Source organism: Echinicola shivajiensis (assembly GCF_018642165.1).
Classification (GTDB): domain Bacteria; phylum Bacteroidota; class Bacteroidia; order Cytophagales; family Cyclobacteriaceae; genus Echinicola; species Echinicola shivajiensis.
In genome coordinates this window covers 401,194-425,285 of sequence record NZ_JAHHZM010000005.1, presented here as the reverse complement: position 1 = coordinate 425,285, position 24,092 = coordinate 401,194, and the positions used below count along the sequence as shown (strand labels likewise).

Sequence of the window (24,092 nt, the reverse complement as noted above, 5' to 3'; positions counted from 1 at the left end):
ATAATTAAAATTGTTGTAAAACAATATTTCTAAATAAAAGTAAAAAACAGAATATTATTACAGATCATCCTGTTACCGTAAATCATTCAAAACATAATACTTCAATTTTATAAATAAATAGCGAATAAGCAAACCGTTAAAATAATTGTCATTTATTAAAAAAGACGCCCCTATCCAATATTGCCTATCAAATAAAAAAGCCTCGAAAGAACTTCGAGGCTTTATAAAAATAATTATTCAGATATTTTTTTCACTTATACTCAGATAATATCATTTCATTGGCTTTTGATTATCTTTAATTTCCACCAAAGCAGTCATTTCAGTTTTCGCTTCATCCACATAAATTATTTTTTCCTCTTGTGGAATATTTCCCATGCTATGATGATCGACTTCCGAAATATGAGGCGCGATAATCAAGGAAACAATGGAAGTAAGCTTAATCAAAATATTCATTGACGGCCCTGAAGTATCTTTAAAAGGATCTCCAACGGTATCTCCTGTCACTGAAGCCTTATGCGGTTCTGATCCCTTATATTCCATTTGTCCGTTTATTTCAACTCCTTTTTCAAATGATTTCTTGGCATTATCCCAGGCACCCCCAGCATTATTTTGGAAAATCCCCATCAAAACTCCTGACACGGTCACTCCGGCCAAAACACCACCCAATACCTCTGGGCCAAAACTAAAGCCCACGATAATAGGTGCAAGCAAGGCTATTGCTCCTGGAGCAATCATTTCACGGATGGATGCCTTGGTTGAAATTTCCACACACTTGTCATATTCAGGCTTGGCCTTATACTCCATGATTCCTGGAATTTCCCTAAACTGTCTTCTTACCTCATTGACCATATCCATGGCCGCACGACCAACGGCAGCTATGGCCAATGAAGAAAATATAAAAGGTATCATCGCTCCAACAAATAAACCTGAGAGCACATCTGCCTTATAGATATCGATAGAACTAATCCCTGCAAGACCAACATAAGCGGCAAATAAGGCCAAAGCAGTCAATGCAGCAGATGCAATCGCAAAGCCCTTACCCGCTGCTGCAGTGGTATTCCCTACTGCATCCAGAATGTCTGTTCTTTCTCTAACTTTCTTTTCACATCCGGACATTTCAGCTATTCCACCGGCATTATCAGCAATAGGCCCAAAAGCATCAATGGCCAACTGCATGGCTGTAGTTGCCATCATACCTGCAGCCGCAATGGCCACTCCGTATAAACCTGCACTCCAATAGGAAGCATAAATCCCTGATGCCAGTACCATAATTGGCAACACAGTAGACTCCATCCCAACAGATAGACCGCCAATGATATTAGTGGCATGGCCTGTAGAAGACTGTTTAATAATACTATTAACCGGCCTGCGTCCCATAGCAGTATAATATTCTGTTATCATACTCATCAATGCACCCACAATCAAGCCGATAAAAACCGCTCCAAAAACACCCATTTTGGTAAAAGTGGGAGAACCTTCTCTCATCATTCTGAGATCACCTTCAGGCAATAAAAAATCTATAAGAAAATAAGAAGCCGCTACTGTTAGGATAATGGAAATCCAGTTCCCCTTATTCAAGGCTGCTTGCACACTATCATTCTCATCTTTTATCTTTACAAACAATGTACCTATAATGGAAAATGCCAGCCCAATCCCTGCAATTAGCAATGGCAATAAAATTGGGGCAATCCCCCCTACATTATCGTTGGATATTATTTCTCTTCCCAATACCATGGAAGCTAAAATTGTGGCTACATAAGAGCCAAAAAGGTCGGCTCCCATTCCCGCTACATCTCCCACATTATCTCCCACATTATCAGCAATGGTAGCTGGATTCCTCACATCATCTTCAGGAATACCTGCTTCCACTTTTCCTACCAAGTCAGCTCCCACATCAGCCGCTTTAGTATAAATACCTCCTCCAACTCTCGCAAAAAGAGCAATGGACTCTGCCCCTAAGGAAAATCCGGCAAGTACCTCTAATGCCTTTTCCATGTCCAGGCCATTCACATCACCTCCTGTACTGACCACATATACATTATAAAAAACAATGAACAATGATCCCATTCCCAAAACTGCCAATCCTGCTACTCCCAATCCCATCACTGAACCGCCGGTAAAGGACACTTTTAAGGCTTTTTCCAAGCTGGTCTTAGCCGCTTCGGTGGTTCTTACATTGGCCTTTGTGGCAATATTCATCCCTATATATCCTGCAAAAGCCGACAAAAAAGCACCCAAAACAAAGGAAACAGCTATTATTGGAGTGGAATTATCTACCAAGGTACCTGACCAGGCCAAGATAATCCCAGCTATAATTACAAAGTAGAACAGAACCTTCCACTCTGCTTTTAAAAATGCCATGGCCCCCTTGGCGATATGTCCTGCTAACTCCAACATATTCTCATCACCATTGGCCTGTTTATTGACCCAGGCTGATTTGATGGCCATGACTATTAAACCCAAAATCCCCAGTGCGGGGACTACATAGATAACTTGTTCCATACGACTCTCAGTGGTTTTTTAATTAAAACATAACTAAACAAAGATATTATTATTCACCAATGAAACAACTAACATTTTATCCTACAAAAACATGATTTTCATAACACAAATAATAAATAAACACTTCATTCCTCAAAATTTTGTTTAATATGAAATTTTGATCATTAAATATTAATAAAAAGAAAATAATTCTCTCATTTCCTTAATAATCAATCACATCAATATTTTTTTTCTCCTTCCCCAATTGGCCTAATCTTCCTCACGATTCTTTTAGCCTCTATTCTTAATCACTTATATTTATTAAAGATTTAATTATCCAGTATGAAAGCAGTCATCATAAGCAAGCCTGGCAAACCTGAAGTCCTTCAGATCCAAGAAAAGGATATTCCAAAACCTAGAGCCCATGAAGTATTGATAAAGGTGAAAGCAGCGGGAATCAACCGACCTGATATCATCCAGAGAAAAGGGTTTTACCCAGCTCCACCTGATGCCCCAGCAGATATACCCGGTTTGGAAGTTTCTGGAACCATTACTGCCAAAGGCCCTGATGTCGGACAATGGGAAATTGGAGATGAGGTATGCGCATTAGTTGCTAGCGGTGGATATGCAGAATATGTTTGTGCACCTGCTGCTCAATGCCTGCCCATTCCTCAAGGTGTGTCCTTGATCGATGCAGCTTCACTTCCTGAAACATTCTTTACTGTCTGGAACAATGTTTTCGATATAGCCAATTTTGAGCAAGGCGAAACTGTTCTTATTCATGGTGGGACTAGCGGAATTGGCGTTACTGCGATCCAAATGGTCACCGCTATGGGCGGGAAAGCAATAGTTACTGCTGGATCAGCAGAAAAATGCAGTATTTGTGAGTCCCTTGGAGCAAACTTAGCCATCAATTATAAAGAGGAGGACTTTGAGGAAAAAGTATTGGAATATACGGATGGAAATGGTGTGGATATTATCCTGGATATGATCGGTGGAGATTATGGATCCAAAAATATTAATATCCTTAAACCCCAAGGAAGATTGGTAATGATCAACGCCATGAAAGGCAAAATTGCAGAAATAGATTTGATGAGGGTGATGAAAAATCAATTGACTGTAACAGGTTCCACCCTAAGACCGAAATCCATCGCTTATAAGGGAAAAATAGCCCAAAATCTACTGAAACACATCTGGCCTTTGTTCGGAAAAAAAATTAAACCTGTTATTTACAAAACCTATCCCTTGGAAAAAGCCTCAGAAGCTCATGAACTAATGGAAAGCTCCAAACATATTGGAAAAATCTTGCTTCAAACCTCAGAAACCACATAATGACTTTTGTTCAACAATATTAAATAAAGTTCAGTGATTATATAATCATACTGTTTTTCAATAAGATAAAAATAAAGTAGCTTTATTAGGAACAACTCAAACTCCTATGAAAAGCTTTTTAAGATTATTCATGCTCTTGCTGACTTTCCAAAGTCTTGCAGCCTGCCAAAACCAAGATAAGGAACAAGCTGAATCCAATAGAAATATTCAGGTAATCACCAACGTAAACCTTATCGATATCAGAACTGGGGATATTGAAAAAGCACAAGTAATAGTAGAAGACCAGAAAATAAAAAGCATCTTAGCACCGAGTGCAGAAACAGTTAAGGATGCTATCCTAATTAATGGAGAGGGTAAATACCTGGTTCCCGGACTTGCAGAGATGCATGCACATATTCCTTCAGTAATTTGGAATGATCCCCAGATGGAAGAAACCTTATTCCTGTACCTTTCCAACGGTGTCACTACTATTAGAGGTATGCTAGGTCATCCTCTTCATTTAACACTAAAGGAAAAAGCAGATAGCATGGCCATTTTAAGCCCAAGAATCTATACTTCCAGCCCCTCCCTAAATGGCAATAGTGTCACTACTGTCGAACAGGCCCAAAGCATGGTGACAAACTTCCAAAAAGAGGGTTATGATTTCCTTAAGCTTCATCCAGGAATCCGATTACATGTATTTGATGAGATAGTAAAAACGGCACATGAAGTAGGAATTCCCTTCGCTGGACACGTTTCTACTTTGGTGGGGATCAGGCATGCTTTGGAAAGTAAATATGCCAGTATAGACCATGTCGATGGATTTTTGGAAGGTTTGGTTCCTGAATCATTGGAGGTCAACCCCAGTGAAAATGGATTTTTCGGATATAACTTCACTTCTTTGGCAGATACCAGCCTTATACCAGAACTTGTTGAAATGTCATCAAAAAATAAAGTTTGGGTAGTTCCTACCCAAAGTCTTTTCACAAGATGGTTCTCCCCTATTCCAGCTGATTCTTTGGCCAATCAGCCAGAAATGCAGTATATGGCTCCTGAAGTAATTGAAAATTGGACTAAAAGCAAAGTAAGCCTTACTGAGGGTGAAGACTATGATCCTGAACAATGGGAAAAATTCATGCACATCAGAAAACTATTGATCAAATCCTTACATGATAATGGCCAAGGCTTATTATTGGGATCAGATGCACCCCAAGTTTTCAATGTTCCCGGCTTTTCGATCCAACATGAACTCCAAGTCATGGTTGATGCTGGCTTAACTCCCTTGGAGGCTTTACAGATCGGCACAATCAACCCGGCACAATACTTTAACCAAGCAGGGAAATTTGGAGAAATCAAGGAAGGAGCAAGTGCTGACCTGATTTTGTTGGACAAAAACCCATTGGAGGATATCAGAAATATGGAACATCCTTTTGGTGTAATGGTCAGAGGAAAATGGATAAGTAGGGATGAAATTGACCAAAAGTTAAAATCCATATCCGATAAATTCAAAGCAGAAAAATAAGACCACAAACTATTGATGTTCAATAAAATAGATGTATAAGCAAAAATCAATGAAACCTTTTCTTCAAAATAAATGTATATACATTAAATTCAACTACATTAATTAATAATCCAGGAGGATATCATGAAGGATACAGCAATAAAAAAAATCAGACAATTAGGCTTCCAATGGCAGACGCAAGATCCATTCTTGTTTTGTGCTTATCATTTGGATGATTATCCCGAGGGCAATGAAAACCTAGGCCCAAAAGCTTCTTTGGAAGGAAGAAATATAGGTCAGGATTTCACTATTAAAGATGGCTGGAGAATGTACCATGGTTCTAAAGTCCCTGGATTTCCAGCACATCCCCACAAGGGCTTTGAAACAGTTACGCTAGTGGAAAGGGGCTTGGCTGACCATTCCGATTCCTTGGGTGCTGCTGGTAGATTTGGAGAAGGAGATGTACAATGGATGACAGCTGGTAAAGGGGTAATGCACAGTGAAATGTTTCCTCTGCTCAACCAAGATAAAAAGAACCCTTTGCTACTTTTCCAATTATGGTTAAATCTTCCCAAAGCCAGCAAAAATGTGCCTCCACATTTTAAAATGCTATGGGCTGACACTATTCCTTATCATAATGAAGTAGACAAAAATGGCAACAAAACAGAAATCAAGGTAATTGCTGGACAAATTGGTGAAACTAAAGCACCTGCCCCAAACCCTGATTCATGGGCTGCAAACCCTGATAACCATGTAGCCATATGGACCATTAAAATGGATGCCCATGCCACCTGGACCCTTCCTGCAACAGAAGAAGGCATCAACAGGAGCTTGTTTTTCTACAAAGGGAGTCAACTGGAGACAGAAGGTTTCGAACTACCAGAGGGACATTCCATAGACTTGTATTCTGAAAAGGAAATCACCTTTGTGAATGGAGATCAGCCAGCTGAATTACTCTTTTTACAGGGTAAGCCTATCAATGAACCTGTCGTACAACATGGTCCATTCGTAATGAACAGCAATCAGGAAATTCACGAGGCCATAAAGGATTTCCAGACTACCCAATTTGGTGGATGGCCATGGCCAAACCACGAACCTACCCATCCAAAAGAAAGGGGGAGGTTTGCTATTCATGCAGATGGTAGAGAAGAAATAAAAAGTTAATGCTCAAGAGGCTGTTTGTTTAGGAAGCAACCTCTTATTTTTTGGTTTCAAATAGGGTACTCCAAGAGAATTCTTGTATCATCTTTTTTAGATTTTCTATAGCTTTATTCTCATAATTATCTTGACTAAAATCCAGTTCAGGTAATAGCATCACATCATCGAAGCCACTCTCCAGGGCTTCATCTTTTTCTCCCGAAGTAATGATTAGGCATTTTTTTCCCAAAGACTTAGCCAGCTGAAGTAATTCATAGCTCCCCTTCCCTCCTGCTGATTGGCTATCAAATCGGCCTTCTCCCGTGATCACCCAGTCTGCTTCCCTCACCTTCTCCAGCATATTTACCTGATCAAAAAAATATTGAGCTCCGGATTTTATCTCCACTGGAAAAAAGGCACTCAAGCCCATGGCAATCCCACCTGCTGCTCCAAAGCCCTCCCTATCCACTAAAGCTCCTTTCGACTTCTTCTGCAAAAGCTGAAAAACGTTTTTTGCTGATTCCTCAAATGCTGAAATATCCTCAAGAGCTATCCCCTTCTGTGGTCCAAAAACAGGAATCGCTCCCTTTGTACCGAAAAAAGTGTTGTCCACATCACATAAGCAAACAAACCTAATTGATCTTTTTATAACAGGCCCTTGTATATGAGCTATTTTTGATAAAAACCCAGTACCAAACAAAGAGATTTCTCTGCCATTTTGATCAAGAAATATATAGCCCAAGGCCCTTAAAATACCTGTTCCCATATCCACAGTGGCACTGCCTCCAAGTCCAAGTATTATTTCATCAGCTCCTTCATTAATGGCTTCAACAATAAGCTCTCCTGTACCATAAGTACTGCTCAACTGTGCATCCACCTGAAAGGGCTTCAAGCCATCCAAACCACTAACGGTGGAAACATCCAACATGGCCTTATCTTGACTTTTATTCAAATAAAAAACACCTGTCTTAGGTCTTCCTACAGCATTTAAAGCAATGGATTCCTTAGCTTCCCAGCCCAATTGGTTGGCCAGTAAATAGCAAGTCCCATCACCTCCATCGGCAATGGGACTTGTTTGAATATCAAAATTGGAATCAATGGTTCCAAGACAATCTTTGATAATTTTAGCTGCCTGGTCGGCCCTTATGGTTCCTTTAAATGCATTAGGAGCAATTAGGATGTTCATATATCCATCTCTCTCATTCTTTTGAAATAATCCTTGGTTGCAGCAATGACCTTTGGAGAAAGGTAAACCGCTGAAATCATGGTTGGAAAGGCCATTATAGCATACATACCATCTACAAAACTCATCACCACTTGCAAGGACACCACTGCCCCTCCCACTATGGTGACCAAATAGAAATAATTATAATAATCTGCCTTATCTGCACCGAAAAGGTAATTGAAGCACTTGTGCCCATAATAGCTATAGGTAAACATGGTAGACAAGGCAAACACCAGTACTGCAGCCATTAAAAAGTATTTACCCAGGCCTGGAATACCACTTTCAAAGGCAGAAAGGGTCATCAACACACCGTCCTTTTCTCCAGATTCCCAAACACCAGTAACCATAATCGTCAATGCAGTCAAAGTGCATACTACTATCGTATCAATAAAGGGGCCCAACATGGCTATCAAGCCTTCCCTCACTGGCTCCTCATTTCTGGAGGCTCCATGGACCATAGGTGCTGTACCGATCCCTGCCTCATTGGAAAAAGCAGCTCTTCTAGCTCCAGTAATAATTACCGCCCCTACTGATCCTCCAAGAACAGCCTTACCGGAAAAGGCATCCTCAACAATAAACAATAATGAAGATATAATCTGGTCATTAAACCGCACCAAGATCAGCACAACACTGATAAAATACAGACTGACCATAAAAGGAACAAGTTTGGAAGCCACATTGGCGATCCTTTTAATTCCACCTAAAATGACTACCGCAACCAATATCATCATTGAAATCCCCAAGATCCAACGCGTACTGGCCCCATGGTCAAGCCCATAAGGCTTTAGCATCACTATCCTTAAAACATCCGTCAGCTGGTTTGCCTGAAATATAGCCAATAAGCCCATAATCCCTGCGACACAAAAAATAATGGACAAGGGTTTCCATTTCTTGCCCATCCCCTCTTCTATCACGTACATTGGACCACCTTGAATATGTCCTGCGCTGTCTTTTCCTCGGTACATGATCGCCAAAGTACAGGTAAAGTATTTGGTAGCCATTCCAACGAAAGCAGACACCCACATCCAGAAAATAGCTCCTGGCCCACCAGTACTAATCGCCAATGCTACTCCACTGATATTACCCAATCCAACTGTCGCGGCTATGGCTGAAGACAATGCCTGGAAGGAAGTAATATCCCCTTTAGCATTTGGATCATCATATTTCCCACCTACCACTTTCATGGCATGTGCAAATCCCCTAAAAGGGATCAGTCCAGAATAAAGAAATAGCAGAGTTCCCCCGCCCAATAAAAGGTAAAGCAGTGGCCATCCCCATATCCAATTACTAAAATCAATGATTAATTGCCCCATAAGATTAGGTGGTTCTTTAACGATTTAAATAAGCCTATTGGCCTCCTAGTAACAAAAACAAAATGAATATTAGCACCAATTTCCTATTAATCCAAACCTTAGCGGGATTCTGAATCTTGGTCAAACCCCATTAATGATTGGGTTTCAATACTTACTATCTGATATATTTTGATTTAGTATAGTGGATATAGACTTCTCCATTGGCTCAAGAAGTTGACTACTAAATTCAAATCAAGCGTTCACGGATTTCTCTGATTTTGCACAATTTTTTTGTAGGGTAATCATTAAACAATCTTAATTTGGTTTGTAAATAATGCCTATACAGCACTTTTTCCGTGAAAATCCGTGAGAGACATTTTTTTTCTATCTCGAAAAGTAGATTCTTTCTTAAAAATTAAGGCTCACGGATTTCTCTGATTTGCACGGATTTTATATTTTAGTAATGAAACAATTTTTTAATCTATGAAAACAACGGACGATTTAACTTATGCAATAAGGGGCGCAATTTATAGAGTTCATGCTGAATTAGGCCCTGGATTACTTGAAAGTGTTTATGAGGCTGCATTATTATATGAACTCAGAGAAGCAGGCTTAAAAGTAGAATCTCAAATGTCTATTCCCGTAACATACAAATCCACATCATTAGAGATCGGGTTCAGATTGGACATACTAGTTGAAAACAAAGTTATTTTGGAAATTAAATCAGTAGAAAATCTACTGAATGTCCATAAAAAGCAGCTACTCACCTATCTTAAATTGGCCAACAAAGCAATAGGGTTCCTCATAAACTTCAATTCCGATTCACTTATTGACAGAAAAACCTTGATCAGAATTGTCAATTAGTTTACAAGACTAATCTTTCAGTGAAAACTTGTCTGACGCCAGGTAGATCCATGGAATCCGTGAGAGACATTTTTTTCTATCTCGAAAAGTAGATTCTTTCTTAGAAATTAAGGGCTCACGGATTTCTCCGATTTACACGGGTCTTTTTGTAGGGTAATCATTAGAAAACCTTAATTAGGTTTGTAAATAATACCTATCAGCACTTTTTCCGTGAATATCCGTGGAATCCGTGAGAGACATTTTTTTTCTATCTCGAAAAGTAGATTCTTTCTTAAAAATTAAGGCTCACGGATTTCTCCGATTTACACGGATCTTTTTGTAGGGTAATCATTAGAAAACCTTAATTAGGTTTGTAAATAATACCTATCAGCACTTTTTCCGTGAAAATCCGTGGAATCTGTGAGAGACATTTTTTTTCTATATCGAAAAGTAGATTCTTTCTTAAAAATTAAGGCTCTCGGATTTCTCTGATTTGCACAGATATATTTTATCTATAAAGAAAATACATTGATTTTTCTAGTCAAATAAAGCTATTATAACCTTTCATATTCAACAATTTCTCTGTGAAAATCTCTGCCATTCCTGAGGACTTCCCTTTGCCTTTAGAAAGTATATACTTTTATGAAATACCGCATTTCAATAATAAAAAACATAGCACTATCTGATAATCCTTATTATTTTTGGTTTCGGTTTGATAATCAGTATATGGTACAGCACAAGGGAAAAACAATCATTATTAAAATAGGTTCTAATGTCTTAACTCAGGCAGATGGATCACCCGACAAATCACGTATGGAAGCCCTTGTCCATCAAATGGTTTACCTTCGAGAACAAGGGGTAAAAATTGTATTGATCTCTTCTGGGGCAGTAGCCTTTGGACGAAAGTCAACAGTTTTTGAGGAAAAAACTGATCAGGTTGTTCAAAAACAAATTCTTGCCGCTATCGGTCAGATAGAACTGATCAATTCCTATAAATCCCTTTTTGGTAATCGTCAAACTCCCATAGCACAGATAATGGTCACCAAAAGTGATTTCAGGGATAGAAAGCATTACCTCAATATGAAAAACTGCCTGGAAGGATTGGTAAAAAACAATATCATTCCAGTCATCAATGAAAATGATACAGTGGCAGTCACTGAGCTGATGTTTACGGACAATGATGAATTGGCAGGATTAGTGGCAGCCATGATGGATGCACAGGAAATGGTCATACTGAGCAATGTAGACGGTATTTTTAAGGGACACCCTAATGACCCTGACTCTGAGTTAATCGAACATGTGGGGGCAAAATCTCCTTCTATGAGCAGTTATATATCTTCCAGCAAGTCCTCATTTGGTCGGGGTGGAATGCTGACCAAAATGAATATGGCCAAAAAATCTGCCGATCTGGGTATTGGAGTGATAATTGCCAATGGCAAGAGGGAAAATGTGCTTGTTGACTATTATCATAAGACCCTACGTTGTACCTACTTTGAACCTTCCAAGGCCAAGCTCAACCCCAAAAAGTGGATTGCCCATAGTGACCATTATTCAAAGGGTGAGCTGATCATCAACAGCGGAGCAGAAAATGCACTAAAATCCAACAAGATTACCAGTTTACTCCCAATTGGGGTTTTAAAGGTAAAAGGTGACTTTATAAAAGGTGAAATTATCAGAATAATCAGTGAAGATGGCAGGAAAATTGGACTTGGTAAGGCTGCATACGGCGCTAAAGTAGCTTCCGAAAAAATAGGTCAGAGTAATCAGAAACCTATAATCCATTATGATTACCTCTACCTTCATCACAACAATCAATAATTATGAATTTGAACGATACATTCTCAAAAGTAAATAAAGCCAGCAGATCACTTGCATTGCTCTCAGAAGATAGAATCAATAAAACATTAGATGATCTTGCCCAATTAACTTGGGAAAACATCCCAGAAATATTGGCTGCCAATGAAAAGGATCTGCAAAGAATGGACCCGGAAGATCCAAAATATGACCGGCTCAAACTTACCAAAGCAAGGATAGAAGCGATTGCTGCAGATATCTTAAATGTGGTCAAACTCCCTTCCCCACTGAACAGGACCTTGTCGGAAAAATCTTTGGAAAACGGGCTGAAATTAACAAAGGTATCCGTTCCTCTGGGAGTAATCGGAATTATATATGAAGCCAGACCCAATGTAACCTTTGATGTGTTCAGCCTTTGTTTGAAATCAGGAAATGCCTTGGTCCTTAAAGGAGGCAGTGACGCCCATGATTCAAATACAGCCATTGTCAAACTGATTCACCAAGTACTGAAGGAAAACGGTATTGATCCTAATATAGTAGCCTTACTACCTCCTGACAGGGAAGCCACTGCTGAGATGCTGCAAGCGGTAGATTATATAGATATCATCATTCCAAGGGGAAGCCAGGGACTGATCAATTTTGTAAGAAATAATTCCAAAGTACCTGTCATTGAGACTGGTGCAGGTATAGTTCATACTTATCTGGACAAATCCGGAGATATCGAAAAAGCAGCCAAAATCATTACCAATGCCAAAACGCGAAGGGTGAGCGTTTGCAACGCTTTGGACTGTTTAGTAATCCATCAGGATAAGCTGGAAGAATTACCAAAAATTGCCCGATCATTGGGAGAAAAGCAGGTAAAAGTCTTTGCTGACAAAGCTGCTTATGAGGTGTTAAAAGAAAGCTATCCTAAAGCGCTATTATTTGAAGCGGAAGATAAACACTTTGGAACGGAGTTTCTGGCCATGACCATGTCCATCAAAACTGTTCCTTCACTGGAGTCTGCTTTGGAACACATTGCCAAACACAGCTCTAAACATAGTGAGGCTATCGTAGCAGAAGACCAAGCAGCTTTGGACATTTTCCTCAAATCTGTTGATGCAGCCGCAGTCTATGCCAATACCTCCACTGCCTTTACAGATGGGGCCCAATTTGGTCTAGGGGCTGAAATAGGCATTTCTACCCAAAAACTGCATGCCAGAGGCCCTATGGCCTTGGAAGAGCTTACTTCCTATAAGTGGATCATTCGCGGTGATGGTCATATCAGGGATTAGATAAGTTGCACCCTCAATATTCAAAACATTATCAGTAAAGCCGAGTTAGAAGCTCGGCTTTACTTTTTTCTAAATCATCGGATAACCATCTAAATTTCCAAAAAGTTGAATTCATAGGTTTTGTTAAATGTGAATACTAAACTTGCCTTGATATCAAAAGTATTCCAATACTGATATATTATAATAAAATCAATATTTTCTATTGCCTTAACCAGAAACATGGCCGTTCTTGTAACTTTATAAGCCATTAACTAAAAAAGCTTTGAAAGCAATTACTCGAAACCAATATGGAGACAGTAATGTCCTCCAAATAAGCAAGCTTGAAAAACCAGTCCCCTCCTTAGGGGAAGTATTGATAAGAGTTCATTTTACTACCGTTAACAGAACTGATTGTGGAATATTAACCGGAAAACCCTTTGCCATTCGATTTTTTACTGGCTTATTTAAACCCTCTTCAAAAGTCACCGGAACTGATTTTGCTGGAGAGGTGGTAGAAATTGCCCAAAACGTAAAGAACTTCAAAGTTGGAGACCGGGTTTGGGGCTTAAATGACGAAGGGCTAGCTTCTCAGGCTGAGTTTATGACAATAAATGAAAACAAAGCGGTTTGCCTGATTCCAGAAAATATTAGCTACCAAGAAGCTGTTGCTTCTGCAGAAGGAGCTCATTATGCCTATAATTTTGTTAATAAAGTTCATCTCAAAAAGGGAAACAAAGTCCTAGTAAATGGCGCAACTGGAGCAATTGGCTCTGCTGCGCTTCAGATTCTAAAAAGTCAAGGAATATATGTTACGGCGACAGGCAATTCAAAAAATATAGAATTGATGAAATCACTTGGCGCTGACAAAATTTATAATTTCGAAAAGGAAGATTTCACTGAAATAGATAAGGAAAAATATGACTTTATTTTTGATGCTGTTGGAAAGAGTTCTTTCGGGAAATGCAAAAAGCTGCTTGTGGAAAATGGCATTTATATTTCCTCAGAACTTGGACCAAATGCTGAAAACCTTTACTTGCCATTGATTACAAAGTTTAAGAAAGGCAAAAGGGTGATCTTTCCAGTTCCACAAAATTGTAAAAGAAGCTTATTATTTGTCAAACAGCTTATGGAGAAAGACAAGTTTAAAGCGGTCATTGACAGATATTATCAGCCTGAGGAAATTAAAGAGGCTTATAATTATGTCATGAGTGGACAAAAGAGCGGAAATATACTTATCAATTTCTCAGCTGATCAAGGTCCATTAGATTAATCAATACCAACTGGACCAAATTGACAGGTTAACTTATTCATATCATTAAACCAGAAGTAAATTGAAACTCATAACAAACCCTGAAGTTACAGTTGTATTTGACCAATATCCTGACTTTGTAAGACTTAAAATGCAGCGCCTAAGAGAACTGGTCATCAAAACAGCTGAAGAAATCGAAGGTATTGACCAACTAGAGGAAACCCTGAGATGGGGAGAGCCAAGCTACATCTGCAAAAAGGGCAGCACACTAAGGATGGACTGGAAAGCAAAATCCCCTGATCAATACGCCATGTATTTTAAATGCACCAGTAGATTGGTTGAAACTTTTAAATTGGTTTTCGAAGACAAATTTCAATTTGAGGGTAAAAGGGCCATAGTTTTTCAAATAGACCAAAAACTCCCAGAAGAAGAATTAAAAGAATGTATTCGGGCCGCCCTCACCTATCATAAAGTAAAACACCTGATAACTTTGGGCATTTAAATAATTGCCCTGCATTTACCAAAGTAGAATGAGATAAGTCAATTATATGAGAACTCCTGAACCTTACAATTAAGTCCTGTTCGCATTTGATTCATGTTACAAGCTCCTAAATTAAATAAGAGTCAATAAATTCAGAAACTCCAAACTGGATGCTTTTTGAAACAAAAAGATCATTGTTGTGCATTAAGCTATAATATGACCTAAGTTTAATAGTTTTGGATAATTAAGGTGATCCCATTAGTAAATGGAAGTTTTTAAGCTATATTAAAAAAGGTTTCATTTTTATAAGCGATAAGAGGATTAAGACATAATGAAAAATTATAGAATTGGATTTCTATTTGCCATACCCATTGTAATTGTTGGAATTATCTTAACCCTAGCAGGATCAGTAGCGGCATTTAAAACGCCCATATCTGGAATCAGTTTGGTTCTAGTAGGATCATTTTTCTGGAGCAGTCATTATGGTGTACAAATAAATAAAAGCAGAAATCTGATCAGAGAATATGGAAGCTTTTTAGGTATCAAAAGTGGCAAATGGACTTCAATGGATGCATTACCTTTTATCGCAGTACTAAACGGCAAAAGCAGCATGATCTATCGCAGTAGATCAAATAGATCTTACACGAATGAAAGTTATCATTATGAGATATGCATGTTTAGTAAAACTCCTCGCAAAAGCATCACTATTAAGAAATTCAAAAACAAAGAAAAAGCTATCGCCTTTAGTGAAACCCTTGCGAATCAATTCAAAAAGGAACTTATTTCCAATAGGAATATAGTGGCAGAATAAAAATGGGGTCCATAAAGTCTAAAACTTCATACCGCTATTCTCAATCAATTAGCCCTTACTTAGGGCTTATATCCGTTTCAATTTACTTTACATAAATAGAATTTGCATTCTGCATACCTATCAAAACCAACAATAAAGCAGAGATTGACTTAAGTTCAACCCCTCCAAAGAACTTTATGCCAAATGATTTTTTATTTCTATTTTAGAGAAAATAGACCATGAAAGACCTACTTGTAATTTTTATATTTTTGAGCCTCTTTGCTTGCGCAAAAAAAGAGCATAACACTTGGGAAGTTACCGGAGGCTCTAAAGAAAACTTACGTTACAGCACAATTAACCAAATCAACACCTCCAATGTTCAGCGGCTAAAAGTAGCTTGGGTGTACCACACCAAGGATGCTGATACTCTCAACAATTCCCAGATTCAATGCAACCCGATCATTGTCGATGGAATACTCTATGCCACTTCTCCCCAACAAAAGTTATTTGCCCTGGATGCCTCCACAGGACAGGAAAAATGGATTTTTGACCCTAAAAACCCAGATAACGGGATGTCAGACAAAACTCGCTTTATCCTCAACAATAATCGTGGGGTCACTTATTGGAAAGATGAAAAAGAGCAGCGGATCTTTTATGTGGCCAGTTCTTCACTCTTCTGCATCAATGCCCTTACAGGAAAATTGGATGAAGGATTTGGCCATCTAGGCCAAATTGATCTCCATGAGGGATTAGGAAAAGATGTAGGCGATTTGTATGTCACGGCCACATCTCCTGGCATTATCTATAAGGACCTATTGATCTTGGGCTCGCGTGTCTCAGAAGGAAGTGATGCAGCACCTGGCCATATTAGGGCTTATGATGTCCGTACCGGAGAGCAAGCCTGGATCTTCCATACTATACCTCGGCCTGGGGAAATTGGCTATGAAACTTGGGAAGACTCCACCGCTTACCGCCACATCGGCGGAGCAAATTCTTGGGCAGGCTTCAGTTTAGATGAAGAAAGGGGCCTTTTGTTTGCTCCTACAGGTTCGGCGTCCTTCGACTTTTATGGAGGAAAAAGAAAAGGAGATAACCTTTTTGCCAACTGCATACTGGCTTTGGACGCTGCCACCGGAAATTACAAGTGGCACTTCCAAACCGTGCACCATGATATTTGGGACAAAGACATACCCACAGCCCCTTCACTGATTACCATCAAGATAAATGGAAATAAGGAGGTAGATGTAGTGGCCCAACCTACCAAGTACGGTAACATTTTTCTCTTGGATAGGGAAACGGGAAAACCTATATATCCTATTGAAGAAATCCCTGTGCCGTTCGATACCGATTTGGCGGGAGAACAACTATCAAAGACGCAACCCGTTCCAAGTTTCCCCAAGCCTTTTGCAAGACAAGATTTTCTGGAAGAAGATTTAAACCATTTAGTTCCCGACTCATCTTATGAGGACTTAAAGAAAAGATACTTGTCCAGCAGGCATGGAAATATGTACAACCCAATTTCCTTGCAAGGAACCATAGTATTCCCAGGTCTAGATGGAGGTGCTGAGTGGGGAGGACCTGCATTTGACCCTGAGTCACAATTGTTCTATGTAAATGCCAATGAGGTTCCTTGGCTGATACAAGCCAGAGAAGTGGACATGGAAACCAAAGGTACCGAGAACTATCTTAAAGCAGGTAAACGGCTGTATAATCAATATTGTATATCCTGTCATGGACCTGACAGAAAAGGTTCTGGGAACAATCCTTCAATTTTAAAATCCAATGAAAAATTAAGCCAAGATGCTTTTACAGAATTGATCCATACAGGAAGGAGAATGATGCCCGCTTTCAACATGATCTCAAAAGAAGAATCCATTGCTCTTGCTTCATTTATCCTTGACTTAAAATCCATTCAGCAAAAAGAATTTGAAGCCGAACCGATCGAGGTTAACTCCTTTTTAAATCTCCCATATAATATCACTGGTTATAATAGATTCCAAACCAAAGAGGGTTTGCCTGGCATCAGTCCTCCATGGGGGACCTTAAACGCTGTAAATATGGTAACTGGAGAGATTGAATGGAGAATCCCATTAGGTGAAATAGATGCGTTTAAAGAAAAAGGAATCAAGACAGGCTCAGAAAATTATGGTGGCCCAGTAGTAACCGCTGGTGGATTGTTGTTTATTGCTGCCACGCCTGATCGAAAGTTCCGGGCCTATAATAAAGCCAATGGAAAGCTACTTTGGGAATATGAACTGCCCGCTGCAGGTTTTGCTACACCGAGTATCTACGAAGTAAATGGAAGGCAGTTTATCGTGATTGCTTGCGGAGGCGGAAAACTCGGGGCAAAATCCGGGGATAGCTATATGGCTTTTGCTTTGGAATAATGGTGAATCAAGTATATAAACTCTCTTGGAATCATAGTTTTAAACCAAAGTCAATATTTATAATAAATTGATACATATATTTTTATGGTCAAAAAAATAGCCCGACAAATTGCCGGGCCATATATTCTAATCAATATAATAATTCTAATTACCTCATGGCTTTGTAAGCATTGATCAGGCCATTGGTAGAAGCATCGTGAGAGCTTACTTTTTCATCCCCCTCCAATTCTGGAAGGATATTTTTCGCCAAAACTTTACCTAATTCAACTCCCCACTGGTCAAAACTGAAAATGTTCCAAATAGCACCTTGAACAAAGATCTTATGCTCATACATGGCTACCAAAGCTCCCAAAGTATAAGGATCAACACGTTTTACCAAAATGGAATTGGTAGGTCGATTTCCTTCAAATACTTTATGAGGTGCCAATTTTGCAATCTCCTCTTCAGATTTCCCTGCAGCCTTTAGTTCAGCCTTCACCTCTTCCAAAGACTTGCCATTCATCAATGCCTCAGTTTGAGCAAAGAAATTGGACAATAACTTCACATGGTGATCACCAACTGGATTATGAGAAATAGCAGGAGCAATAAAATCACAAGGAATCAAATGAGTGCCTTGATGGATCAACTGATAGAAAGCATGTTGGCCATTGGTACCTGGCTCTCCCCAGATGATCGGACCAGTAGTGTAATCCACCTTCTCACCATTCCTGGAAACATATTTACCATTACTTTCCATATTTCCCTGTTGGAAATATGCCGCAAATCTGTGCAAATACTGGTCATAAGGAAGAATAGCCTCAGAAGATGCACCAAGGAAATTGGTATTCCAAATACCGATCAAAGCCAAAATCACCGGGATGTTTGACCCGAGTTCAGTTCCCTTAAAGTGATTATCCATGGCATGTGCTCCTTCTAGCAATTTCTCAAAGTTGTCAAAACCAATGGCACAGGCAATAGGCAATCCAATAGCTGACCAAAGGGAATACCTTCCCCCTACCCAGTCCCAAAAAGCAAACATGTTTTTGGTATCAATTCCAAAGGCAGCCACAGCCTCAGCATTGGTAGACAAGGCCACAAAATGCTTGGCAATAGCTGATTCATCCTTTGCTGCCTCCAAGAACCAAGATCTGGCAGAATGCGCATTGGTCATGGTTTCTTGTGTGGTGAAAGTCTTAGAAGCAATAAAGAATAGGGTGGTCTCAGGATCCACCTTTTTCAAAGTTTCAGCGATATGTGTACCATCCACATTGGAAACAAAATGGATATCCAAATTTTCATTTTGGTAAGGTTTCAATGCTTCAGTCACCATTACTGGCCCCAAATCACTACCGCCAATACCGATATTGACCAAAGATTTGATCGGTTTACCCGTGTAGCCTTTCCATTCTCCTGCATTGATTTTATCGGCAAATTCCTTCATTTGCGCCAATACCCCATTTACCTCAGGCATCACGTCCTTTCCATCCACTTTAATGGAACTGTTAGAACGGTTTCTTAATGCAGTATGCAATACCGCACGGTTTTCTGTTTGATTAATATGCTCACCAGCAAACATGGCTTCAATGGCAGATGGTAAATCCGTCTCCTTGGCCAATTCAAAAAGTGTGGACATCACTTTGGCATCTACTCTGTTCTTAGAGTAATCAAGTAAAATATCCTCAAATTTGATGGAATATTGATCAAATCGTGATGCATCTGCAAAAAGTGATTTGATAGTTTGCCCCTTTTGGTCTTCAGAAAGGCGGCTAAGTTTCTTCCAGGCTCCTGTTTGGGTTGGATTGATGTTTTTCATGTGTTGGTTTATGATTTAATTGGTCACATGGAACCCCTGTCTCAAAGAGGACAGGTTTATGAATAAAAAATCTCAAAGTCGGATTAATTACCCATTTTGGTTTCATTAATTAAGGTCTAGTGAGCAAAAATAAGATTTATATCGGGCGTAAAAAATATATTCTTTCAAGTTTAGGTTAATAATAAGATTCAAAAATTTACTCTGCACAAAATTAATCTAAACTATTGCATCGAATCAAACCCTTTATACACTAAATAGAGTACAGAATAATTTTCCATTCCTATTTATTCAAGATTAAATAATTTTCAACTAAAGTTTTATGGGATTTGAAGGTTTTCCAATATGATTATCCGTTTTCACACCAGTAGCTTTATTTCTCACGAATTCCACGGATTTAATTAATTTTATCTGTACAATATGTGTCATTTTTGAGAGAATGTTTTGAAGGGTAATATTTACTGGTGGAATAGCGGATATACAGATTTTCCAAAAATCAATTTCACTACACCTTTCAAAACTCCCTGTTTATCCATTTGGCTACTTCTGCAAATGATTCCTTTGAATAAGCTCTTTTCTTACTTTTTGGCATTTCTTGACTGATCCCAAGCAGGAAGTTCAAACTATCCGAAGGCTGAGCCTGCTTATATGAATGGTTGATGCTGTCCAACAATATCACTTGGTAATTACTTTTTGAACTGCTTTTAAACAGGCTCTCTATACCTTCCATATTCTCCTCCCACTGTAACTTTTCATCCATCTTTCCATAGACTACCAGGGCAGGACAGCTTATTTTTGGATAATATAATCCAGGCTCAAATTGAATATAAGCTATCCTGTGTGGGTTGAGCCATTGGATAGAATCCATCTTGTAGGTCTTATCAAGGTTTCCGAAAAGCTTTGGGTCTTTGTCCGCATATTTCTCATAAAAATACCGCTTGCTTTCCTTAAGCTGACCATGCATGGTTGCTATATCCTCATTCTTATTTATTATTTTGATAGTCTCCCTAACGGACGAAAGCATGGCTTCTTTAATTTCTTCATTGCCTCTGTAGATTTTCTCCAAAGCCCCCGAAAACTGAGAATAACTGAGCCGATCACCTGCAATTCCCTGGGTAGACATCAAAACCACAAAATCAATCGCTCTATTTCGTGAAGCAGCAATAGCTACAGCTGCCCCTCCTTCACTGTGTCCTATCAGTCCTATTGTTGCATTGGAAAAACGTCGGTCACTACTCAATGCAAAAAAAGCCATCTCTGCATCAACTGCTTGTCCATGCATGGTATAGTCTTTTTTTCTAGCTAAATCAGGGTCAATAAACGATCGGTTATCATACCTCAGCACTGCAATGCCATTTCTTAGAAGAATATCGGCCAGATCACTGTATAATCCACCATAATCCCTTGAAATCGGAAGTGGAGGAGATACTAAAATCACCGCTTTCTCAATAGAACTATTGTTGATATTACTTGGAACACTTAGCGTACCCATTAAAACCTGATTATCAGACGACTTAAATGAAAAAGACTCCTCATATATATGAAATACCTTTTCCTTTTTGAGCTCAACATTACCCTTCCCTCCCCATAGGAAAGTCCATAAGTTGATGATTAGGAAGAGGATAATATTTATCATAGTGTCAATATAATTTTTAACCACAGATAAGTAAGACAACAATCAAAATAGCTCTTTTTAATTTTATCTATGTCTATCCATGTTTACCTGTGGTCAATCATCAGAAGTCATAAAATATGAACATCAATCCTGCTTTAGAAAATGTCTAAGGACGTAATGTAGAATCCCACCGTTTTTATAATAAGCCACTTCTATCTCAGAGTCCAATCTACAAACCACCTCAAAGTTGACCTTAGCACCACTTTCCTTTTCGGCCTCCACCTGTAATTTCTTCAGAGGCTTAAGCCCATTGCTGATTCCTTTGATGCTGATTTTTTCCTTTCCATCCAAACCCAAGTTCTCTGAGGTTTGGCCTTTTGAAAACTGAAGAGGCAATACGCCCATTCCCACCAAATTAGAGCGGTGAATTCTTTCATAGCTTTCTGCAATAACCGCCTTGATTCCTAAAAGATTGGTTCCCTTTGCAGCCCAATCTCTTGAGGAACCACTTCCATATTCCTTACCTGCCAAAACTACCAAGGGCGTATTCGATTCAATGTATTTTTCTGCTGCTTCGAAGACAGTCATTTCTTCGCCAGAAGGTATATAAGTTGTATAACCTCCTTCTTGTGTGGCTAATTGGTTCTTGATTCTCACATTGGCAAAGGTTCCCCTGACCATAACTTCATCATTACCGCGCCTGGAACCATAGGAATTAAAGTCTTTCTTCTCCACTCCTCTCCCAACTAGGTACTTACCTGCTGGAGAAGTTGCTGCAAATGATCCAGCAGGAGAAATATGATCTGTGGTAATAGAATCGCCCAATTTCAACAATACATGACTATTTAGAATATCAACGGGCTCGGGAACCTCACTGGAAATTCCTTTAAAGAATGGAGCCTCCTTGATATATGTTGACTTACTTGACCACTGGTAAACCTGATCACTGGGGGCATTTAACCCTTTCCATTGTTCATTTCCTTCAAATATTTCCCCATAGTTTTTCTCAAAATCCCCAGGGCTGAGCACCTTGCCCATTACCTCAAAAATCTCATCATTGCTGGGCCAGATATCCTTAAGATACACTGGCTCTAAATTGGGATCATAACCTAGCGGTTCCTTATTCAAATCTACATCTACCCTTCCCGCCAAAGCATAAGCCACTACCAGCATAGGTGACATTAGGTAATTCATCTTCACTTGTGGATGTACTCTGGCTTCAAAGTTCCTATTGCCAGACAAAACAGAAGCCACCACCAAATCATTTTCTTCCACAGCATGTGCAATATGTCTTGGCAAAGGTCCTGAATTACCAATACAAGAAGTACAACCATAGCCTACCACATGAAATCTTAATGCTTCCAGATCATCCAAGAGTCCGGAAGATTCTAAATAATCAGTCACCACTTTGGAACCTGGTGCAAGAGAAGTCTTCACCCAAGGTTTCACGTCTAAGCCACGTTCTCGGGCCTTTTGGGCTACCAGTCCAGCTCCTATCATGACACTTGGGTTGGATGTATTGGTACAAGAGGTGATCGCTGCAATGACTATGCTACCATCCGAAAGGGCAAATTCCTCATTATTGATCCTCACTTCTACTGTTTTTAGACCATTTTTGGTTTTAGCAGCTATTTCTACATCCTTTGGCAGCTCTCCTGGTTTTTGAGCAGGCTGACTACCCCCTTCTCCAAACCAGCGGCTTTTGTCTCTCTTATCAATTGGGATATACTCCCTTCCATGCACTTCTTCTAATAGCTCTCCAAACTTCTGCTTGAAATTCCTTACCAATATTTTGTCTTGCGGACGCTTAGGGCCCGAAACTGTAGGCTCAACAGTACTTAAATCCAATTCAACAATACTACTGTAATGAATAGATTCCTCATTTTCTCTCCAAAGCATATTGGCTTTTGCATAATCTTCCACCAGCTTTATTTGATCTTTTGGGCGATTAGTCTTAGACATATAATCCAGTGTACGGTCATCAATTGGAAAATAGCTCACCGTACATCCAAACTCAGGAGACATATTGGAAATGGTCGCTCTATCTGGGACAGTAAGATGATCCAAACCTGGCCCAAAGACTTCGACAAATTTGCCTACTACACCATGTTTTCTCAATAACTCAGTAATGGTCAATACCATATCCGTAGCTGTTGTACCCAATGGCAATTTCCCTGTTAATTTTAATCCCACCACCTCTGGCATGATAAAATAAATGGGTTGACCTAAAATAGCTGCTTCTGCCTCAATTCCTCCAACTCCCCATCCTACTACACCAATACCGTTTACCATCGGGGTATGGGAATCTGTTCCTACCAATGTATCGGGAAAAACCTGACCATCCCTGCTAATGACTCCCTGAGCCAAATATTCCAAGTTGACCTGGTGGCAAATTCCCATTCCAGGAGGAACTACGGAAAAATTATCAAAGGACTTTTGGGCCCATTTCAAAAACTCATACCGCTCACCATTCCTTTCGTATTCTACGTCCACATTTTTCTTATAGGAATAATTGGTACCAAAATAATCCACTTGAACAGAATGGTCTACCACTAGGTCCACAGGTATAAGCGGATTGATTTTATTCGGGTCTTTCCCTTTTCTAACTGCTTCAGCCCTTAAAGAAGCAATATCCACTACAGCGGGCACTCCAGTAAAGTCCTGCATTAAAACCCTGGCTGGCTTATAAGGAATATCCTTATCGCTTGGCTCAGGATTCCAGTTTAATAATGTTTCTATATGTTCCTTGGTAATTGCAAAGTCATCAAAATTCCTTAAGGTATTTTCCAAAAGAATCCTGATGGAGAAAGGAAGTTGGTCAATCTTAAAACCTTGCTCTTGAAGCTTCTCCAAACTCCAATAAGTAAAGTCCCCTTTTGCAGATTCAAGCTTGCTTTTAATACTATATGGATCTAGTAACATGTGTTTAATGGTTATTTGGTTA

Annotated in this window: 16 protein-coding genes; 10 read left to right on the top strand and 6 right to left on the bottom strand. The window is 39.4% G+C overall.

Annotated features, from left to right (window positions below; translation table 11 throughout):
- Window positions 1–270 precede the first annotated feature (270 nt).
- Window positions 271–2,502, bottom strand: coding sequence for a sodium-translocating pyrophosphatase (locus tag KMW37_RS11850; protein ID WP_215224830.1), 2,232 nt, complete (start codon window positions 2,500–2,502; stop codon window positions 271–273).
- A gap of 321 nt (window positions 2,503–2,823) precedes the next feature.
- Here KMW37_RS11850 and KMW37_RS11845 point away from each other — a divergent pair, with 321 nt between their 5' ends.
- The 3 genes from KMW37_RS11845 to KMW37_RS11835 all read left to right on the top strand — a co-directional run bounded on the left by KMW37_RS11845 (window position 2,824) and on the right by KMW37_RS11835 (window position 6,457).
- Window positions 2,824–3,813: an NAD(P)H-quinone oxidoreductase gene (locus tag KMW37_RS11845; protein WP_215224829.1), complete on the top strand. Its 990-nt coding sequence runs from the start codon at window positions 2,824–2,826 to the stop codon at window positions 3,811–3,813.
- Window positions 3,814–3,919: 106 nt separating this feature from the next.
- The gene (locus tag KMW37_RS11840; RefSeq protein ID WP_215224828.1) at window positions 3,920–5,314 is read left to right on the top strand and encodes an amidohydrolase family protein; all 1,395 of its coding nucleotides are present in this window, start codon (window positions 3,920–3,922) and stop codon (window positions 5,312–5,314) included.
- 123 nt (window positions 5,315–5,437) lie between these two features.
- Window positions 5,438–6,457, top strand: coding sequence for a pirin family protein (locus tag KMW37_RS11835; protein WP_215224827.1), 1,020 nt, complete (start codon window positions 5,438–5,440; stop codon window positions 6,455–6,457).
- Window positions 6,458–6,491: 34 nt separating this feature from the next.
- Here KMW37_RS11835 and KMW37_RS11830 read toward each other — a convergent pair whose 3' ends face one another.
- Together KMW37_RS11830 and KMW37_RS11825 are read right to left on the bottom strand one after the other, a co-directional pair.
- On the bottom strand, window positions 6,492–7,616 hold the full coding sequence (locus tag KMW37_RS11830) for a glycerate kinase family protein (RefSeq protein ID WP_215224826.1): 1,125 nt from the start codon (window positions 7,614–7,616) through the stop codon (window positions 6,492–6,494).
- Window positions 7,613–8,968, bottom strand: a complete 1,356-nt coding sequence (locus tag KMW37_RS11825; RefSeq protein ID WP_215224825.1) for an alanine/glycine:cation symporter family protein — start codon at window positions 8,966–8,968, stop codon at window positions 7,613–7,615. The genes KMW37_RS11830 and KMW37_RS11825 overlap by 4 nt, the downstream gene beginning before the upstream one ends.
- A gap of 462 nt (window positions 8,969–9,430) precedes the next feature.
- On the opposite strand from KMW37_RS11825, the gene KMW37_RS11820 reads away from it, so the two are divergent.
- The 7 genes from KMW37_RS11820 (at window position 9,431) to KMW37_RS11790 (ending at window position 17,744) form a co-directional block, all read left to right on the top strand.
- Window positions 9,431–9,811: a GxxExxY protein gene (locus KMW37_RS11820; RefSeq protein ID WP_215224824.1), complete on the top strand. Its 381-nt coding sequence runs from the start codon at window positions 9,431–9,433 to the stop codon at window positions 9,809–9,811.
- Between the two features lie 705 nt (window positions 9,812–10,516).
- Window positions 10,517–11,608, top strand: a complete 1,092-nt coding sequence (gene proB, locus KMW37_RS11815; protein ID WP_215224863.1) for a glutamate 5-kinase — start codon at window positions 10,517–10,519, stop codon at window positions 11,606–11,608.
- Window positions 11,609–11,610: 2 nt separating this feature from the next.
- Window positions 11,611–12,858, top strand: a complete 1,248-nt coding sequence (locus KMW37_RS11810) for a glutamate-5-semialdehyde dehydrogenase (RefSeq protein WP_215224823.1) — start codon at window positions 11,611–11,613, stop codon at window positions 12,856–12,858.
- A gap of 262 nt (window positions 12,859–13,120) precedes the next feature.
- Window positions 13,121–14,107 (top strand): NAD(P)-dependent alcohol dehydrogenase, encoded by a 987-nt coding sequence (locus KMW37_RS11805; RefSeq protein WP_215224822.1) that lies wholly within the window; start codon window positions 13,121–13,123, stop codon window positions 14,105–14,107.
- 61 nt (window positions 14,108–14,168) lie between these two features.
- On the top strand, window positions 14,169–14,588 hold the full coding sequence (locus KMW37_RS11800; protein ID WP_246581453.1) for a DUF1801 domain-containing protein: 420 nt from the start codon (window positions 14,169–14,171) through the stop codon (window positions 14,586–14,588).
- A 310-nt stretch (window positions 14,589–14,898) separates the two neighbouring features.
- On the top strand, window positions 14,899–15,378 hold the full coding sequence (locus KMW37_RS11795) for a hypothetical protein (RefSeq protein ID WP_215224821.1): 480 nt from the start codon (window positions 14,899–14,901) through the stop codon (window positions 15,376–15,378).
- Between the two features lie 218 nt (window positions 15,379–15,596).
- Window positions 15,597–17,744 carry an outer membrane protein assembly factor BamB family protein gene (locus tag KMW37_RS11790; protein WP_215224820.1) on the top strand — a complete coding sequence of 716 codons (2,148 nt, stop codon included), beginning with the start codon at window positions 15,597–15,599 and terminating at the stop codon, window positions 17,742–17,744.
- Between the two features lie 148 nt (window positions 17,745–17,892).
- On the opposite strand, the gene pgi is transcribed toward KMW37_RS11790, so the two are convergent.
- From pgi to acnA, 3 genes are all read right to left on the bottom strand, one after another.
- The gene (pgi, locus tag KMW37_RS11785) at window positions 17,893–19,536 is read right to left on the bottom strand and encodes a glucose-6-phosphate isomerase (RefSeq protein WP_215224819.1); all 1,644 of its coding nucleotides are present in this window, start codon (window positions 19,534–19,536) and stop codon (window positions 17,893–17,895) included.
- A gap of 511 nt (window positions 19,537–20,047) precedes the next feature.
- Window positions 20,048–21,169: an alpha/beta fold hydrolase gene (locus KMW37_RS11780; RefSeq protein WP_215224818.1), complete on the bottom strand. Its 1,122-nt coding sequence runs from the start codon at window positions 21,167–21,169 to the stop codon at window positions 20,048–20,050.
- A 123-nt stretch (window positions 21,170–21,292) separates the two neighbouring features.
- Window positions 21,293–24,070, bottom strand: a complete 2,778-nt coding sequence (gene acnA, locus KMW37_RS11775) for an aconitate hydratase AcnA (protein ID WP_215224817.1) — start codon at window positions 24,068–24,070, stop codon at window positions 21,293–21,295.
- Window positions 24,071–24,092 lie beyond the last annotated feature (22 nt).

Coding starts and splice junctions, on each gene's coding strand:
- KMW37_RS11795 (WP_215224821.1), top strand. CDS start 14,899: ATGAAAAATTATAGAATTGGATTTCTATTTGCCATACCCATTGTAATT.
- KMW37_RS11810 (WP_215224823.1), top strand. CDS start 11,611: ATGAATTTGAACGATACATTCTCAAAAGTAAATAAAGCCAGCAGATCA.
- KMW37_RS11845 (WP_215224829.1), top strand. CDS start 2,824: ATGAAAGCAGTCATCATAAGCAAGCCTGGCAAACCTGAAGTCCTTCAG.
- KMW37_RS11840 (WP_215224828.1), top strand. CDS start 3,920: ATGAAAAGCTTTTTAAGATTATTCATGCTCTTGCTGACTTTCCAAAGT.
- KMW37_RS11830 (WP_215224826.1), bottom strand. CDS start 7,616: ATGAACATCCTAATTGCTCCTAATGCATTTAAAGGAACCATAAGGGCC.
- KMW37_RS11790 (WP_215224820.1), top strand. CDS start 15,597: ATGAAAGACCTACTTGTAATTTTTATATTTTTGAGCCTCTTTGCTTGC.
- KMW37_RS11780 (WP_215224818.1), bottom strand. CDS start 21,169: ATGATAAATATTATCCTCTTCCTAATCATCAACTTATGGACTTTCCTA.
- pgi (WP_215224819.1), bottom strand. CDS start 19,536: ATGAAAAACATCAATCCAACCCAAACAGGAGCCTGGAAGAAACTTAGC.
- KMW37_RS11850 (WP_215224830.1), bottom strand. CDS start 2,502: ATGGAACAAGTTATCTATGTAGTCCCCGCACTGGGGATTTTGGGTTTA.
- acnA (WP_215224817.1), bottom strand. CDS start 24,070: ATGTTACTAGATCCATATAGTATTAAAAGCAAGCTTGAATCTGCAAAA.
- KMW37_RS11820 (WP_215224824.1), top strand. CDS start 9,431: ATGAAAACAACGGACGATTTAACTTATGCAATAAGGGGCGCAATTTAT.
- KMW37_RS11835 (WP_215224827.1), top strand. CDS start 5,438: ATGAAGGATACAGCAATAAAAAAAATCAGACAATTAGGCTTCCAATGG.
- KMW37_RS11825 (WP_215224825.1), bottom strand. CDS start 8,968: ATGGGGCAATTAATCATTGATTTTAGTAATTGGATATGGGGATGGCCA.
- proB (WP_215224863.1), top strand. CDS start 10,517: ATGGTACAGCACAAGGGAAAAACAATCATTATTAAAATAGGTTCTAAT.